At 63.4% G+C, this 14,448-nt stretch carries 13 protein-coding genes and 3 tRNA genes; 6 read left to right on the top strand and 10 right to left on the bottom strand.

The window, feature by feature from the left end:
* The 4 genes from moaB to moaC are packed head-to-tail and all read right to left on the bottom strand — an operon-like array spanning position 1 to position 1,741.
* Complete coding sequence (gene moaB, locus WBF69_RS04280) at positions 1-528, bottom strand: molybdenum cofactor biosynthesis protein B (RefSeq protein ID WP_424261567.1); 528 nt, start codon at positions 526-528, stop codon at positions 1-3.
* Positions 525-992, bottom strand: a complete 468-nt coding sequence (locus tag WBF69_RS04275; RefSeq protein ID WP_424261565.1) for a molybdenum cofactor biosynthesis protein MoaE — start codon at positions 990-992, stop codon at positions 525-527. The genes moaB and WBF69_RS04275 overlap by 4 nt, the downstream gene beginning before the upstream one ends.
* A gap of 22 nt (positions 993-1,014) precedes the next feature.
* Positions 1,015-1,266 carry a MoaD/ThiS family protein gene (locus WBF69_RS04270; protein ID WP_424261563.1) on the bottom strand — a complete coding sequence of 84 codons (252 nt, stop codon included), beginning with the start codon at positions 1,264-1,266 and terminating at the stop codon, positions 1,015-1,017.
* Positions 1,247-1,741 carry a cyclic pyranopterin monophosphate synthase MoaC gene (gene moaC / locus WBF69_RS04265; protein WP_424261561.1) on the bottom strand — a complete coding sequence of 165 codons (495 nt, stop codon included), beginning with the start codon at positions 1,739-1,741 and terminating at the stop codon, positions 1,247-1,249. Before moaC ends, WBF69_RS04270 begins: the two co-directional genes overlap by 20 nt.
* Positions 1,742-1,811: 70 nt before the next feature.
* Here moaC and WBF69_RS04260 point away from each other — a divergent pair, with 70 nt between their 5' ends.
* The gene (locus tag WBF69_RS04260; RefSeq protein WP_424261559.1) at positions 1,812-3,203 is read left to right on the top strand and encodes an MFS transporter; all 1,392 of its coding nucleotides are present in this window, start codon (positions 1,812-1,814) and stop codon (positions 3,201-3,203) included.
* Here the strand turns inward: WBF69_RS04260 and WBF69_RS04255 are convergent.
* The 5 genes from WBF69_RS04255 to WBF69_RS04235 form a co-directional block, all read right to left on the bottom strand.
* Positions 3,135-4,037, bottom strand: coding sequence for an EamA/RhaT family transporter (locus WBF69_RS04255; protein WP_424261557.1), 903 nt, complete (start codon positions 4,035-4,037; stop codon positions 3,135-3,137). The genes WBF69_RS04260 and WBF69_RS04255 overlap by 69 nt on opposite strands.
* Before the next feature lie 6 nt (positions 4,038-4,043).
* Positions 4,044-5,033 (bottom strand): biotin synthase BioB, encoded by a 990-nt coding sequence (gene bioB, locus WBF69_RS04250; RefSeq protein ID WP_424261555.1) that lies wholly within the window; start codon positions 5,031-5,033, stop codon positions 4,044-4,046.
* Between the two features lie 126 nt (positions 5,034-5,159).
* Positions 5,160-5,915, bottom strand: a complete 756-nt coding sequence (bioD, locus tag WBF69_RS04245; protein WP_424261553.1) for a dethiobiotin synthase — start codon at positions 5,913-5,915, stop codon at positions 5,160-5,162.
* Entirely contained in the window at positions 5,915-6,766 is an 852-nt protein-coding gene (locus WBF69_RS04240) for a methyltransferase (RefSeq protein ID WP_424261551.1), read from the bottom strand. The genes bioD and WBF69_RS04240 overlap by 1 nt, the downstream gene beginning before the upstream one ends.
* Positions 6,763-7,932: an aminotransferase class I/II-fold pyridoxal phosphate-dependent enzyme gene (locus WBF69_RS04235; protein ID WP_424261549.1), complete on the bottom strand. Its 1,170-nt coding sequence runs from the start codon at positions 7,930-7,932 to the stop codon at positions 6,763-6,765. The genes WBF69_RS04240 and WBF69_RS04235 overlap by 4 nt, the downstream gene beginning before the upstream one ends.
* Positions 7,933-8,137: 205 nt before the next feature.
* On the opposite strand from WBF69_RS04235, the gene WBF69_RS04230 reads away from it, so the two are divergent.
* From WBF69_RS04230 to WBF69_RS04210, 5 genes are all read left to right on the top strand, one after another.
* Entirely contained in the window at positions 8,138-9,436 is a 1,299-nt protein-coding gene (locus WBF69_RS04230) for an adenosylmethionine--8-amino-7-oxononanoate transaminase (RefSeq protein ID WP_424261547.1), read from the top strand.
* A gap of 48 nt (positions 9,437-9,484) precedes the next feature.
* Positions 9,485-9,560 (top strand) — tRNA-Ala (locus WBF69_RS04225).
* Positions 9,561-9,585: 25 nt separating this feature from the next.
* Positions 9,586-9,661: transfer RNA gene (locus tag WBF69_RS04220), tRNA-Glu, on the top strand.
* Positions 9,662-9,680: 19 nt separating this feature from the next.
* Positions 9,681-9,757, top strand: a tRNA-Asp gene (locus WBF69_RS04215).
* A 285-nt stretch (positions 9,758-10,042) separates the two neighbouring features.
* Positions 10,043-12,859 (top strand): EAL domain-containing protein, encoded by a 2,817-nt coding sequence (locus WBF69_RS04210; RefSeq protein WP_424261545.1) that lies wholly within the window; start codon positions 10,043-10,045, stop codon positions 12,857-12,859.
* 1 nt (position 12,860) lies between these two features.
* On the opposite strand, the gene lnt is transcribed toward WBF69_RS04210, so the two are convergent.
* Positions 12,861-14,444 carry an apolipoprotein N-acyltransferase gene (lnt, locus tag WBF69_RS04205; protein WP_424261699.1) on the bottom strand — a complete coding sequence of 528 codons (1,584 nt, stop codon included), beginning with the start codon at positions 14,442-14,444 and terminating at the stop codon, positions 12,861-12,863.
* Between the last annotated feature and the right edge of the window lie 4 nt (positions 14,445-14,448).

Here is a 14,448-nt window from a genome sequence, read left to right as displayed (position 1 = left end):
TCAGTCCGGGGTGTGGGCGCGGTAGGCGCTGGCGAAATTGCAGGGCGGCTGGCGGCTGTCGAGCTGTGGCAGCAGGATTTTTTCCCAGGCCAGACGGCAGGCGCCGGTGGACCCTGGCAGGCAGAACACCAGCGTCTGGTTGGCGGTGCCGCCCAGAGCGTCGGACTGCAGGGACGAGGCCCCGATATCCAGCCAGGACAGGTGGCGGAACAGTTCTCCGAAGCCGGGCACCACCTGATCCAGCAGGGGCGTCACGGCGGCGATGGTGGATTTGCGGTGGGAAAAGCCCGTGCCGCCGTTGCACAGGATCACCTGGACGTCGGGGTCGGCGATCCAGTCGCTGAGGATCTTGCGGATCTGGTAACGGTCATCCGGACATAGGCTGCGCGCCTGCACTGTGTGACCGGCGTCCCGCAGAGCGGCATCCAGATAATCGCCGCTGGTGTCGTCCTTGGCCTGTCGGCGACTGGAAACGGTCAGGATGGCGCAGCGCAGGCTGACGGGGGGTTGGGTCGGATCGGCTTTCATGGCGTGGAGGGAGTCTCCCACAGTGCGGTTTTACGGGCGTCGGCGTCTTGTTGCTGCACCCAGAATGCCTGCCCGTCGGCCAGCGTTTCGCGCTTCCAGAAGGGGGCCTGGGTTTTCAGGGTGTCGATGATGTATTCACAGGCGCGAAAGGCCTCGCCCCGGTGCGCGCTGGCCACCCCGACAAAGACGATGGGGTCGCCCAGCGGCAGCTCGCCGACGCGGTGCACCACCAGCGTGTCCAGAATATCCCAGCGTTGTTTGGCGCGATCACACAGCGCCTGGATTTCGCGTTCGCACATGCCTGGATAGTGTTCCAGGAACAGGCTGCGGGAATTGGATTCGGGGCTGTAGTCGCGCACGGTGCCCAGGAAATGCACCAGGGCGCCCGCCTGTCCCGCCGTGCGGGCTTGCAGCCGGTCGATCAGGGCGGCTACGTCGAAGCGTTCAGTTTGAATCAGTACCATGCCGAGAGCCCTGCCGCGCGGGTCAACCGCCGGTGACGGGGTTGAAGACCGCGATTTCATCGCCTGGCCGGATGGTGTCCTGCCGGCTGGCGTGTTCTTGGTTGATGGCCAGTTTCAGGCTGCTGGCCGCGCCCAGCGCCGGGCAGCGCGTCGCCAGGGCGTCCAGCCAGACGCCAGCCTGGATCGGGGCGTCCAGCGCCTGGGTTTCCTGGCGGATGCCCAGGTGTTCGGCGACCTGAGCGAAATACAGGACCTTAATCGTTGCGCCATTCACCGCTTTTACCTCCGGATTTGTAGACCAGCCGGACCTGTTCGATGACGATGCCTTTGTCGGCGGCCTTGCACATATCGTAGACGGTCAGGGCCGCCACCGTGCAGGCGGTCATGGCTTCCATTTCGACGCCGGTCTGGTGGTTGGTGCGGCAGGTGCTGCGAACCGTCAGGGTGTGGCTGGCGTCGTCGGCGCTGAAATCCACGCCCACGAAGCTGAGCGGCAGGCTGTGGCACAGCGGGATCAGTTCAGCGCAGCGTTTGGCGGCCAGGATGCCGGCAATGCGGGCGGTATTCAGGACTTCGCCTTTGGCGTTGTCCTGGGCGGACAACAGATGCCAGGCGTGCGGGCTGAGCCGGACGCGGCCTTCGGCGATGGCGGTGCGGGCCGTGGCGGCCTTGGCGCCGACGTCGACCATTCGGACCTGGCCGTTTTCATCCAGATGAGTCAGACTGGGCGATACTTCGATCGTATTCATCGTTCTATCATATCGGATATTTCATCCAGGCTGCTGCCGATATTCGGCCCGGTCCTGAACGGGTTTTTCCATGGCCAAGACAATCGGCGCCTTCTTTTCCCTGTATCTGGCAACTCTGATCCTGTTGCTCAGTTCGGGGCTGTTCAACACCTATCTGGGACTGCGGCTGACGGCGCAGTCGGTGTCCGAAGTCTGGGTGGGCGCCATGATCGCGTCCTATTATCTGGGCCTGGTCCTGGGGGCGCGTTTCGGCTATCGGCTGATCATCCAGGTCGGTCATATTCGCACCTATGCGGCCTGCGCCGGCCTGACCACGATCACCGTCCTGATCATGATTTTGATCCACGACCTGTGGTTCTGGCTGGCATTGCGTTTCGTGGCGGGCGTTTCCATGGTGTGTCTGTTCGTCGCCATCGAAAGCTGGCTCAATGAACAGACGGAAAATGCCGCTCGCGGGACGGTCTTTGCCTTTTACATGGTGGCCACCTGTTTGGGCACCGTCCTGGGGCAGCTGGCCCTGGGGCTGTTCCCGGACCTGAATTACCAGCCCCTGGTGTTCGTGGCAATCTGCAGCGTGCTCAGCCTGATTCCGATCACGCTGACGCGGCGCCTGCACCCGGCCCTGCAAGTGCCTGCGCCGCTGGCTTTGCGTTACTACATGAACCGTGTGCCCATGTCCCTGACGGTGCTGTTTATTGCCGGCATGCTCAATGGGGCCTTTTATGGTCTGGCGCCGGTGTACGGCTTGCAGCACGGCATGGACAACCACCAGGTGGGGATTTTTCTGGCTGCATCTCTGGCTGCGGGGCTGATCTTTCAGTGGCCGCTGGGATGGCTGGCGGACCGCACCAGCCGGGTCAAGCTGATTCGTGTCGGGGCCTTGATTCTGGTGGCGCTGGGCATCCCCCTTTGGGGCTGGCTGCAGTTTCCTTATCCGGCGCTGGTGGCGTTTTCCGTGATCCTGGGTATTGTGCAGTTCACGCTGTACCCGATGGGCACGTCCTTTGCCAATGATAATGTCGACCCCGAACGGCGTGTGGGCCTAAGCGCCTTGCTCTATATGGTGTACGGGGTGGGGGCCTGCCTGGGGCCGCTGCTGGCGGGCTTGTTGATGCGTGTCTGGGGCAGCGATGTGTATTTTGTCTTCGTGTCCGCCTGTTCCGCCGTGCTGGTGCTGTTCATCCGGGAACAGCGGGTCAAGGGCACCCACGTCAGCCCCGATGCGCCCACACAGTTCGTCCCCATGGCGGATACCCTGCAGAATGCCCACGTCATGGCGGTGCTGGATCCCCGTGTCGACATTCAGCATGATATTTCGCACGACCCCGTGGTGGACGATACCTTGCCGGCGGACGATGCACCCGCCCGACCGGCAGACGAGCCGTTTGCGGCGTCAGCGGGGGAACAGCAGCACGATGGCGGCCAGCGCCAAGCCGATGCCGGCCAGGTTGGTCCGGCTTAAGCGTTCGCGGAACAGACCGGCGCCGACCAGCGCGCCGATGGAAATCACGCCGATGTTCATGGCGGCGAATACCAGCGTGGGGTTTTCCGGGTAGGTCTGATGGGCGCGGATGTAGAAATAGATGTTGCCGAAATTCAGCGCGCCCAGCAGAACGCCGGATGCCAGGCTGCGGGCATGCCATTGCGTGCGGCGGATCAGCAGCCATAAGCCCATCAGGACGCCGGCCAGGCTGAAGCTCAGCAGCAGTGTGCTGGTGAAGCCGGACCCGGTGCGGGCCATCTGTTTGAACAGGATGTCGATCAGGCCGTAACCCGCCCAGACACCCAGCAGCGGCAGCCAGATCCGGCGGCCTGTCTGAATGGGTTCGCCGGACGGCATGGCCGGCGGGGGCGGTGCGCCGGGGGTGGCGCCCGCATCCTGCGCGACAGGGCGTCGCAGCAGACAGGCCAGGGCGCCCAGGGCCAGCAGGATGCCCAGGCCCTTTGTGCCGGACAGGGCTTCGTGGAACACCAGGAAGGCCGCCAGCACCGGAATGATCAGGGACAGGCGCTGCGCGGTATCGCTCAGCACGATCCCCGCCTGGCGCACGGCGGCTGCCATGATCAGGAAGACGGCGGGCAGCAGCACGCCCAGCAGCACCAGCAGGACCCAGCCCGATGGCGTCTGCCGCCCCAGTGATTCCAGGGGTGGGCGCAGCAGCCAGAGGCACAATGCGCAGGCCGTGACGTAGTTCATGGCGATGGCTTGGTCGACGCGCACCTGACAACGCCGGGCGAGTTTCAGGAAGACCGACACCAGTACGCTGAAAGAGATGCTGAGGATCAGAGTATGCATGGCGGCTTAGGCGAGATGGGCTTCGGCAGCCTGGGGCATGGGTTTCAGGCCCAGGCGATGAAACAGGCTGGCGTCGGCCTGCGTCTGCGGATTGGGCGTGGTCAGCAGCTGTTCGCCGTGAAAGACCGAATTGGCGCCGGCCATGAAGCACAGCGCCTGAGTGCTGTCATGCATGGATTCTCGTCCGGCAGACAAGCGCACCACCGTTTTCGGCATGACGATGCGGGTCACGGCGATGGTGCGCACGAATTCCAGAGGGTCGAGGTCGGGCGCGTCAGCCAGCGGCGTGCCGGGGACTTTGACCAACTGATTGATCGGCACGGATTCCGGGTAGGGGTTCAAGCTGGATAGCGCGGCGATCAGGCCGGCGCGGACCTCGCGGGATTCCCCCAGGCCGACGATGCCTCCGCAGCAGACTTTCAGACCGGCGTCGCGCACGCGCTGCAGTGTCTGCAGGCGGTCGTCATAAGTCCGGGTATGGATGATCTCGCCATAGTAGTCGGGCGAGGTGTCCAGGTTGTGGTTGTAGTAGTCCAGGCCGGCGGCCTTCAGGCGTTCGGCCTGACCGGGCTTGAGCATGCCCAGCGTCACGCAGGTTTCCATGCCCAGCGCCTTGACCGCTTGCACGTGTTCGATCACATCGTCCAACTGGCGTTCCGTGGGGGATCGCCAGGCCGCGCCCATGCAGAACCGTTGCGCGCCTGCTTCCTGTGCCTGTCGCGCTGCCGCCAGCACTTGCGGCAGCGGCATCAGCGGGGCTTGTTCCACCGCAGTTGCATAGCGGGACGATTGCGGACAGTAGGCGCAGTCTTCCGGGCAGGCGCCGGTCTTGATCGACAGCAGGCTGGATTGCTGCACGGCGTTGGCCGGATGGTGCTGGCGGTGCACCGTCTGGGCCTGCAGCAGCAGGTCGTTGAAGGGTAGCTCGAACAGATCCAGAATGGCCTGGACGGACCAGGCAGGATCAAGGGTTTCGTGGCGCAGACAAGCAGACATGGCAATGATGGAAAAGAAACGACAGCGGGGATGGTAGGGCGGGATCAAGAGAATGACAAATATTCAAATGGCCTTTAATTCATGTCAATTTCTATTAATCTCGCTCATCTGTTGACCAAAAGAACATTAAATGCTTTTGTGATTCGAAAAGCCTTGCGCCGGGAGTGGATGCGCTGAGGTGTAATTTTTTGTAATGCCGTCGGGCTGGGATCGGCACGGCGGCGGAGACGGCAGAATCGATGCCAGTGGCGGGATGCCGGCCGCCATCCGGGCGATGGCGGCGGCATCCACTCGGGGGAGCGGGGGAATTTCCGCCAGGATGCGTGTGTGGCCAAAGTGTTCCAGCGCTTTGCGGTTGCCGGGCGACAGGGGGCCATTCATGATCACCCCCATGACGGGCAGTTGGCGTGCAGCCAAGGCCTGCAGGCTGAGCAGGGTGTGATTGATCGTCCCCAGGGTGCTGCGCGTGACCAGAACGAGGGGCAGGCCCAGGCGGGCGGCCAGATCCAGCATCATGTGCCGCTCATCGATGGGCACGTAAAGCCCGCCGGCCCCTTCGACCACCAGCGGCGCCTGCGTGCGCGGCAGGCGCAGATCGGCGGCATTCAGTGCGACGCCTTCCAGGCGCGCCGCCGCCCAAGGCGCCAGCGGCGCCTGCAGGATGCAGGCCGGGGGGTGCAGGGTGTGCCCGCCTGGTCCCAGCAAGGCAGCGACGGTGTCGGTGTCACTGCAGGCATCGGCTACCCCTGTCTGATAGGGTTTCCAATAGTCGGCCTGCCAGGCTTTCACCAGGATGGCGGATACCAGAGTCTTGCCGACATCGGTATCCGTGCCCGTCACAAAGGCGCCTGGGGCCGGTGGCGCGGCAGAATGGCTGCGCATCAGAGCGTCTCCTCGGCACGCCGCGCGGCGCCGTGGCGGCGCCACAGGCTGAAGGCAATCCGGTATGAGGATTGCGCGCCTGCTTGTTCGAATGCCGCGCAGACGCGTCGCAGCTGCGACACGGTCATGGGCTGGCTGCCAGGGCGAGGGGCGGTGGCGCCGATGCCGCGCAGTCGCCGCAGGAAGTCCAGGCCGCTGTCGCAGGCTTCGATATAGCGCTGCGTATGGACGGTCGCCTGAAAGGCGGCATGGGGCGCTTGCAGGCAGGCGGCGGAGGGCAAGGGAATCATGGCGGGTCTCAGGCCTAGGGATCGATGTGCAGCGCGCCATTCCGTCCAGGTGCCCTCGACCGGGACGGCGACGGCCAGGCAACCGCCGGGCGCCAGCAGGCCAGCCAGCCGGGCCATGCCTTGCGCGGGGGCGCTGAACCATTGCACGACCATACTCGAACAGATCAGATCGAACCCCGGATCGGCCAGGCTTGGTTCGGGGTGTTCGCCGTCCATGATCAGGAACCGGGCGCCCTGATTCAGTCGCAAAGATCGCCGGGCTTGTTCGAGCATGGCCGGGGCCAGGTCCGTGATGGTCCATGTGGCGTCGGGAAATCGCGCGGCCAGCTTCCTGCTCAGGAGGCCGGTTCCACAGCCGATTTCCAGGATGCGGGGCGCGGGCGGCAGTGTTTGTTCCGTGATGCAGGCCAGCAGATGGTCCGCCACGGCGGGCTGTACGCCGGCGTATCGTTCATATTCGGGGGCGGCGGCATCGAATCGTTGCGCAAGGCGCCGGGTCTGCCGGTGGCCGCATTGACGCCTTGCTGCAACGTTGGCGGCGGGTGACGGACTTGGGTTCATGCGACGGCCTCATGGGTTTCGGAAATGGCCAGGATCAAGGCATCGATATCGGCGTCGGTGTGGGCCGCGCTCAGCGCGATGCGCAGACGGCTGGTGCCGACCGGCACCGTGGGGGGGCGAATGGCCGTGGTCAGCATGCCTTGGGCGTGCAGCCGGCGGCTGAAAGTCAGGGCGCGTTGCTCGTCGCCGAGGATCAGCGGCACGATGTGTGTGCTGGAGGCGCCGGTGTCCATGCCCATGTCCTGCAGAGCGGCCCGCAGACGCTTGCCGTGGGCCGCTAGCCGGTCGCGTTCGGTCTGCAGGCCGGGAACCAGATCCAGGGCGGCGTCAATGGCGCCCAGAACCGCGGGCGGCAAGGCGGTGGTGTGAATGAAGCCCGAGCAGGTGTTGATCAAGTAATCGCACAACGCCCGCGAGCCGGCCACGTAGGCGCCAAAGCCGCCCAGCGCCTTGCTGAACGTCCCCATGGCCAGGTGGACCCGACCGGGGACCAGTCCGGACAGCCCCATCCCGCCAGGTCCCAGAACGCCGGTGGCATGCGCCTCGTCCAGGTACAGAAAAGCGCCGTATCGCTCGGCGATGGCCGTCAGGCCGGGCACGTCGCACAGGTCGCCATCCATGCTGAAAACGCTTTCCGTCACGATGATCCGGTGTGAGGCGCGGTCATCGCGCGCCTGGATCAGATGTTCCAGATGATCCAGGTCCTGATGGCGAAAGCGGATTTCCTGAATGCCTGCTGCTCGGCAGCCCTGATGCAGGCTGGCATGCGCCAGGCGATCGACATAGACCTGGGTGTTGCGGCCCAGCAGCCGCAGCAGCGCCGGCAGGACGGCGGCATTGGCTTGCCAGCCGGATGAGAACAGCAGGGCGGCCTCGGCGCCTTTGGCGTGCGCGAGTTTTGCTTCAATCGCCAGCGTGTGGTCGCGGGTGCCGCAGATCAGGCGCGAGGCGGTTGATCCGGCGCCGTAGCGCTGGGCATAGTCGCGGGCTCGAGTCGTCAGAGCAGGATGTGAGGCCAGTCCCAGATAGTCGTTGCTGCTGAAATTCAGGATGGCCTGGGCGCTGTCGCCGCGCTGGTCCGTGTCGCATGTGCTTAGCGTGCGTCGACGGGACAGGTGTTCCATTCGGCGCAAAGCGTCTTGGTAAAGCGGCTCGAATGGGTCCATGACAGGGCGGGGCCGGTCTTTCGGCACATAGTTCAGTGGGAAGCGATAATATCAATTTGAACGATAAAAAGTGGAATTGAGTGAAGATAGATACAAAATAGCGACAAATGAAAGTTAATGACAATTCAAACCAACAGGCTCCATCGTCCCGCTTCGATCATCTATGTCGGGTCTTCGGCGCACTGCCGCACAGTGGAAACAAAATATGACACTCCCCTCCGTGCCCTGGATGGATCAGGGCTATCCGCATATCTGGCTGCCTTATACCCAGATGAAAACCGCCGCCTTGCCGGTTCCTGTTCAGGCCACCCAGGGTTGCCGGATCTATCTGGCTGATGGCCGCGTCCTGATTGATGGCCTGGCTTCCTGGTGGACTGCCTGTCACGGGTATAACCATCCCCACATTGCCGAGTCGGTCCGGCAGCAGCTGGAACGCATGCCTCACATCATGTTCGGCGGCCTGGTGCACGAACCGGCCTTGACGCTGGCGCAGCGGCTGTGCGAGCGGCTGGGGGCCGGGTTGGACAGAGTGTTTTTCACCGAATCTGGTTCGGTCAGCGTCGAAGTGGCGATGAAGATGGCGATTCAGTACTGGCTGAATCGGGGCGAGTCGCAGCGGCGGCGTATCTTGTCCTTTCGGGGCGGATATCACGGCGATACCTTGGGCACGATGGCCGTGTGCGATCCCGATATCGGCATGCATGCCGCGTTTGGCGCTGTGTTGCCCGCCCAGGACATGCTGCCGCTGCCGCAGGATGATCAAAGTGAAGCTCTGCTGGATGATGCGCTGCAGCGCCAGCAGGATCGGGTGGCTGCTGTGTTGATCGAACCCCTGGTGCAGGGGGCCGCGGGCATGCAGATGCACGATCCCCAGGTCTTGCGGCGCTTGCGCCGAGTGGCGGACCGGCACGACATCCTGCTGATCTTCGATGAGATCTTTACCGGCTTCGGGCGCACCGGCTCGCTGTTCGCTTTTCAACAGGCAGATGTGCGCCCGGACATCCTGACTCTGTCCAAGGCGCTGACCGGCGGGACGCTGCCCCTGGCGGCGACGATTGCCAGCCAGCGCGTGTTCGAGGCTTTCTGGTCCGATGATGCCTCGCATGCCTTGATGCATGGGCCGACATATATGGGCAATGCGCTGGCCTGCGCGGCCGCCCATGCTTCGCTGGATCTATTCGACAGTGAACCCAGGCTGGCGCAGGTGGAGGCGATCGAGACGCTGCTGAACGAAGGCTTGGGCGCATGTCGTGACTTGCCGGGTGTGCGGGCAGTGCGCGTGAAAGGTGCGATTGGCGCGGTCGAGCTGCACCATGCGCCCGACCGTGCCGCTTTATGCGAGGCTTTTTTGCAAGCCGGTGTGTGGGTTCGGCCCTTGGGGCGCACCGTGTATCTGACACCGGCTTTCGTGATGCCGCCTGACGATGTGCGGCACCTGACGGCGACCGTTCTGGCGGTGTTGGCATCTCATCTACAAAAAAATCAGCACGGCTTGCACACTTGAAAATTTTCATGCATAATCTCGCTTCTTCGTTGATGAAGACCTTGTTTTGGGGGTATAGCTCAGCTGGGAGAGCGCTTGCATGGCATGCAAGAGGTCAGCGGTTCGATCCCGCTTACCTCCACCAAACTTCTTCAATAAACGAATGTCCTGTCCCCTTCGTCTAGAGGCCTAGGACACCACCCTTTCACGGTGGGTACAGGGGTTCGAATCCCCTAGGGGACGCCAGATTATCTGGCACCGCTGCGGAGCGGTAGTTCAGTTGGTTAGAATACCGGCCTGTCACGCCGGGGGTCGCGGGTTCGAGTCCCGTCCGCTCCGCCAAAAAATACGAAAACCCTGCAAACGGATGTTTGCAGGGTTTTTTATTTTTAAATCACATCCAAAAGCCTAATTTCCCGTCAGGAAACCAGCTTTTGTTCAATTGTCTTTGTTGGTATATCCGGTAACATGCTTGGTGGCATCAGGGGAATATCCCTTGCGGCGACAAAAAGGACACTATTCCTTAATCACCAGGATCGCATGCGCCCACGATTTTTAAAACCAGCAGCGTCTGCCGGCCACGCCTTATTCGGGCTCAGGTCGCTGGCAGCCGCATTTTGCATTCTGATGCTGGCCTTTGTGTTGGGCAATGCTGCTTTGGTGTATTCGCTCATGTCGCGCTACGATGCCGCGCTCGACCAGTCGGCGACGCTGGGCAGCATGCGTACCTATAGTCAGCTGCTGGCCGTACGGGCGATGCGGCTGTCGGATGGCGGCCTGCCGCAGACTGCGCAGATCAGCAAAGAAATCGATGCCATGGACTTGGCCCTGCGGGCGCTGGGGCAGGGCGGCGTCGTGGGGGATCGCGAGATCGAAGCGCTGGATCAGCCGCTGGTCCGTCAGGCGCTGCCCAAAATTCAACGTGACTGGGTGGTGTTGCGGGGCCGTTTGCAGGCGGTGATGCTGGATTCCTACGCCTGGGGAGACACCCTTGCCGAAAAGCGGGATTTTCCGCATGCCGTCCAGCGGCAGTGGATCGCGGATAATGCCGCCGCGCTGCTGAACTCGCTCGATACGGCTGCAGATGCGTTAATGCCGGTGCTGCATGATGCCAAAACCCAGGTGCTGAAGTGGTTGGTGATCCTGGTGATGCTGGATCTTGGCTTGCTGATCGCGGGGTTTCTGTTGGTGCGTCGCGGCGTGTTGTTGCCGTTGCGGGTATTGCGCCGCGCGTCACGGGATCTGTTGCGCGGCGATTACACCACCCGTGTGGTGCCTGCCGGGGTTGACGAACTGATCGAAATCGGTCGCGCCTATAACGCGGGCGCCCAGCATATCCATAAACTGCTGACTCAGATGCGCGAGGACCGGGAAGGCCTGCAGCGATCCGAAATCATTTTTCAGGGGCTGGCATCCAACGCCCTGGTGGGGATTTTCCTGATCGCCCATGACCGCTTCAGTTTCGTCAGCCAGAAAATGGCCGATATCTTCGGGTATCAGCCCGACGAAATGATCGGACACCTGACGCTGCTGTCCATCATCGCCCCCAGGGAACGCTATCTGGTGGACGAGGCCTTGAAATCCGGCCGCAGCCAGAAAGTCTCGACCTTGCGGTTCGAGCGTCATGGCCGCCGCAAGGACGGCTCGCTGTTCGACATTGAAACGTTCATCACGCTGGTGGGAACGGGCGAGGATGCCGCCATTATCGGTCTGGTGCAGGACATCACCGAAAGCAAGCAGGCCGAATCATCCGCCCAGCTGGCTGCCATCGCCTACGAGAACAGCAGCGAAGCCATTGCGATCACCGATGCCACCGGCGTCATCATCGACGTCAATCCGGCGTATTCCCGCATGACGGGTTACTGGCCCGACGAGGTCGCCGGCGAATTGCTGACCTTGCTGCGCCCCGGCCGCCATAACCGGGATTTTTACGATCAGATGTGGCATGCCATCAATACCAAGGGGCGCTGGGAAGGCGAATACTGGCTGCAACGCAAATCGGGCGAGGAATACGCCCAGCGCGTGGTGCTGGATACGGCCTGGAATCATGACGGCTCGGTCAATTGCCGCGTCGTGATGCTCAGCGACGTGACGCAGAAAAAGCAGGTGGAAACCGCCATCTGGAACCAGGCGCACCACGACCCGCTGACCAGTTTGCCCAATCGCCAGTATTTCCATGAACACCTGAAAGCGTCGGTGGATGAGGCGGACCGCAAGGGGCAATCCGTGGCCCTGCTGTTCCTGGATCTGGACCTGTTCAAAGAGGTCAATGATTCCATGGGACACGAAATGGGCGATCATTTGCTGGTGGAAGTTGCCGAGCGCCTGCGGCGCGGCACCGAGGACCGCCATTTCATCGCTCGCCTGGGCGGGGATGAATTCGTGATTCTGGTCGCGGACAAAGCCGGCGGCACGCAGTTGGACAGGCCGCAGCTGGACGTTTTGTGCCAACGCCTGCTGGACTGCATCACGGAACCCTATCCGCTGGCGGGCAGCATGGTCCAGATTTCCGCCAGCCTGGGGGTTGCCGTGTATCCGGCGGATGCGGATAACGCGGAAATGCTGATGCGGCACGTCGATATGGCCATGTATCAGGCCAAGGCGGCCGGGCGCAACGGCTATCAGTATTTCGACCAATCCATGCGGGACCGGGCGCGCATGCAGCATGATTTGTTGGTGACGCTGCCCGACGCCATCGAAGCCGGTCAGTTCTTCCTGCTGTACCAGCCGATCTACTCTTTCCGCACTGGGCGACTCATCCAGGCCGAAGTCCTGCTGCGCTGGCGGCATCCGACCTTTGGCGTGATTGCGCCCATGGATTTCATCCCTTTCATCGAAGAACGCCAGCTCATGCAGCCGCTGGGCGATTGGGTGTTTCGCGAATCCATTCAGCAGTTGGGGCGTTGGCACCAGGACCTGGCGCCCGATTTGCGCCTGACCGTGAATGTGTCGCCCGGCCAGTTCAGTCTGGCGCAGTCCGGACTGGAAAATGTGCTGGACCTGTTGGGCGCCCAGAACCTGCCTGCCGATTGCCTGTCGCTGGAATTCAACGAGCATCTGCTGATGAATCTCAGCCCGCTGGTGCGTAGCCGGCTGCAGGATCTGCATCGTCTGGGCATGCGGTTCAGCGTCGGGGCGGTCTCCGTCGGGATGCCGGCGTTGCTGGCGTCTCGTGACTTGCTGTTCGAGACCCTGAAGCTGGAACGCGAGGTCACCGAGCAGGTGTCCGACAACGAAGCCGCCCGGCTGGTGTGCGAATCCGTGGTGGCGTTGGCGCATCGCCTGGGCATGCGCGTCATTGCCGAGGGCATCGCCAATCAGGCGCAATACAACATGCTGCGCAACATCGGGTGTGATGCCGGGCAGGGTTTCTGGCTGGGCGAACCCCTGGATCAGGACAGTTTCGAACGGCACCTGCGCGACGCCAAAGCGGCGCAGGTCTGAATCAGTTTGCGCGGGCGGGGCGGCGGTAGCGCCAAGCCAGCAGCAGGCCCAGCAGCGTCCAGATCAGAATAGGGTTGTTGCCCCAGCGCACATAGGGCGTCAGCCCTTGGGCGCCCTGGATTTCCACGTCCATCACGCCGGGGGTGGCGGACTCCAGCATGCCTCGCACTTGGCCGTTCGGGTCGATGGCGGCGGTCATGCCGGTATTCGTGGCGCGGATCACGGGCCGCGCGGTTTCCAGCGCCCGCATGCGGGCGATCCACAGATGCTGGCGCAAGGCCCAGGTGTTGCCGAACCACGCCAGGTTGCTCAGGTTGACCAGGATGCTGGCGCCGGGAGCGCCGTCTGCGCCTGGCGCCACCGCCGTGGCGATCTCCTCGCCGAAAATATCTTCGTAGCAGATGTTCAGTGCCAGAGATTGGCCGTGCAAAGAGAGCGGCGGCTGGCGTAGCGACCCCTGGTCAAAATCCCCCAGTGGAATTTGCAGCGCCTGGACGAACCAGCGAAAGCCGGGCGGAATGAACTCCCCGAAGGGGACCAGATGGTGTTTCTCGTAGCGCCATTGCCCAGGACTCAAGGGCGGTTGGCGGTCTGCGGGGCTGATCACGGTGGCGCCATTGGTGTAGCGGTCGCCTGCAGCGGTACGCTCGTGCAGCGGCAAGCCCAGGAGCAGGCTGGCGTTCATCCGCTGAGCCAGATCCAGCCAGGGTTGCCAGACCGCCGGCGGCGCCTGATCCTGGAAGATCGGTATCACGGTTTCGGGCAGGATGATCAGCGCCGGTTGGTCCTGAGGAGTCTTGGCAGGCAGGCCCGCCAGCCGCAGGACATGGTTCTGCGTGGCCGCGAAACTGGTCGGATCGAATTTCTCCGACTGCGGCGTGGCGGGCTGCACCAGGCGGACCAACAGGGGGTCGCCCTGAGCGTGCGACCAATCGATGTGAGTCCAGGCGATGCCCAGCAGGCCGGTCAGCAGCGCCAGTGCGATCGTGGCCGCCGCGCTGCGATCATAAGGAGGGGTGTCTTTGGCGCGCGCCATCAGTGCGATGGCCCCGGCGGCAAAGGCGGACAGCCATGCCACGCCGTAGACGCCGACAAAGGGCGCCCAGGCGGCGAACATGCCTTCCGCATGCGCGTAGCCTGCGTTCAGCCAGGTGAAACCGGTAAACAAAGTGCCGCGCAGCCACTCGAACAGGGTCCAGGCGCAGGCCCAGGCGACGGCGTTCAAGATCTGCCGCCCGGCGGTTTGCTCTGGGTTTCTGTGGGCCGCGCACAGCCATGCGCTTACCGCGCAGGCGCCTGCGGCGTACAGCGCCATGGCGGCGGCGAACAGCAGCAGCGCGCCGATGGCCAGCGGCAGGGCCAGCCCGCCGAACTGATGCATGCTGATGGTCAGCCAGTACACCCCGATGGTGAACTGGGCCACCCCGAACAGCCAGCCGTAGGCCGCCGCCTGCCGCGGTCCTGCGGCCCCCCAGACATGGGCGGCCAGGATGGCCAGACTGGCGATCTGCACAAAGGGCAGGCTCCAGGCTGGCAGAGGGCCGGGGGCGAAGCACAGGGCCTGCACGGCGCCGGCCAGCAGCACCCAC

This window comes from Castellaniella sp. (assembly GCF_049673105.1).
Lineage (GTDB): Bacteria > Pseudomonadota > Gammaproteobacteria > Burkholderiales > Burkholderiaceae_B > Castellaniella.
This window is presented reverse-complemented; position numbering and strand designations above follow the sequence as displayed.

What these genes read in the sequence shown, in the direction of transcription:
- moaB (WP_424261567.1), bottom strand. Translation starts at nt 528, where the DNA reads ATGAAAGCCGATCCGACCCAACCCCCCGTCAGCCTGCGCTGCGCCATC.
- WBF69_RS04235 (WP_424261549.1), bottom strand. Translation starts at nt 7,932, where the DNA reads ATGGACCCATTCGAGCCGCTTTACCAAGACGCTTTGCGCCGAATGGAA.
- bioB (WP_424261555.1), bottom strand. Translation starts at nt 5,033, where the DNA reads ATGTCTGCTTGTCTGCGCCACGAAACCCTTGATCCTGCCTGGTCCGTC.
- WBF69_RS04210 (WP_424261545.1), top strand. Translation starts at nt 10,043, where the DNA reads ATGCTGGCCTTTGTGTTGGGCAATGCTGCTTTGGTGTATTCGCTCATG.
- WBF69_RS04230 (WP_424261547.1), top strand. Translation starts at nt 8,138, where the DNA reads ATGACACTCCCCTCCGTGCCCTGGATGGATCAGGGCTATCCGCATATC.
- WBF69_RS04275 (WP_424261565.1), bottom strand. Translation starts at nt 992, where the DNA reads ATGGTACTGATTCAAACTGAACGCTTCGACGTAGCCGCCCTGATCGAC.
- bioD (WP_424261553.1), bottom strand. Translation starts at nt 5,915, where the DNA reads ATGCGCAGCCATTCTGCCGCGCCACCGGCCCCAGGCGCCTTTGTGACG.
- WBF69_RS04240 (WP_424261551.1), bottom strand. Translation starts at nt 6,766, where the DNA reads ATGAACCCAAGTCCGTCACCCGCCGCCAACGTTGCAGCAAGGCGTCAA.
- moaC (WP_424261561.1), bottom strand. Translation starts at nt 1,741, where the DNA reads ATGAATACGATCGAAGTATCGCCCAGTCTGACTCATCTGGATGAAAAC.
- WBF69_RS04255 (WP_424261557.1), bottom strand. Translation starts at nt 4,037, where the DNA reads ATGCATACTCTGATCCTCAGCATCTCTTTCAGCGTACTGGTGTCGGTC.
- WBF69_RS04260 (WP_424261559.1), top strand. Translation starts at nt 1,812, where the DNA reads ATGGCCAAGACAATCGGCGCCTTCTTTTCCCTGTATCTGGCAACTCTG.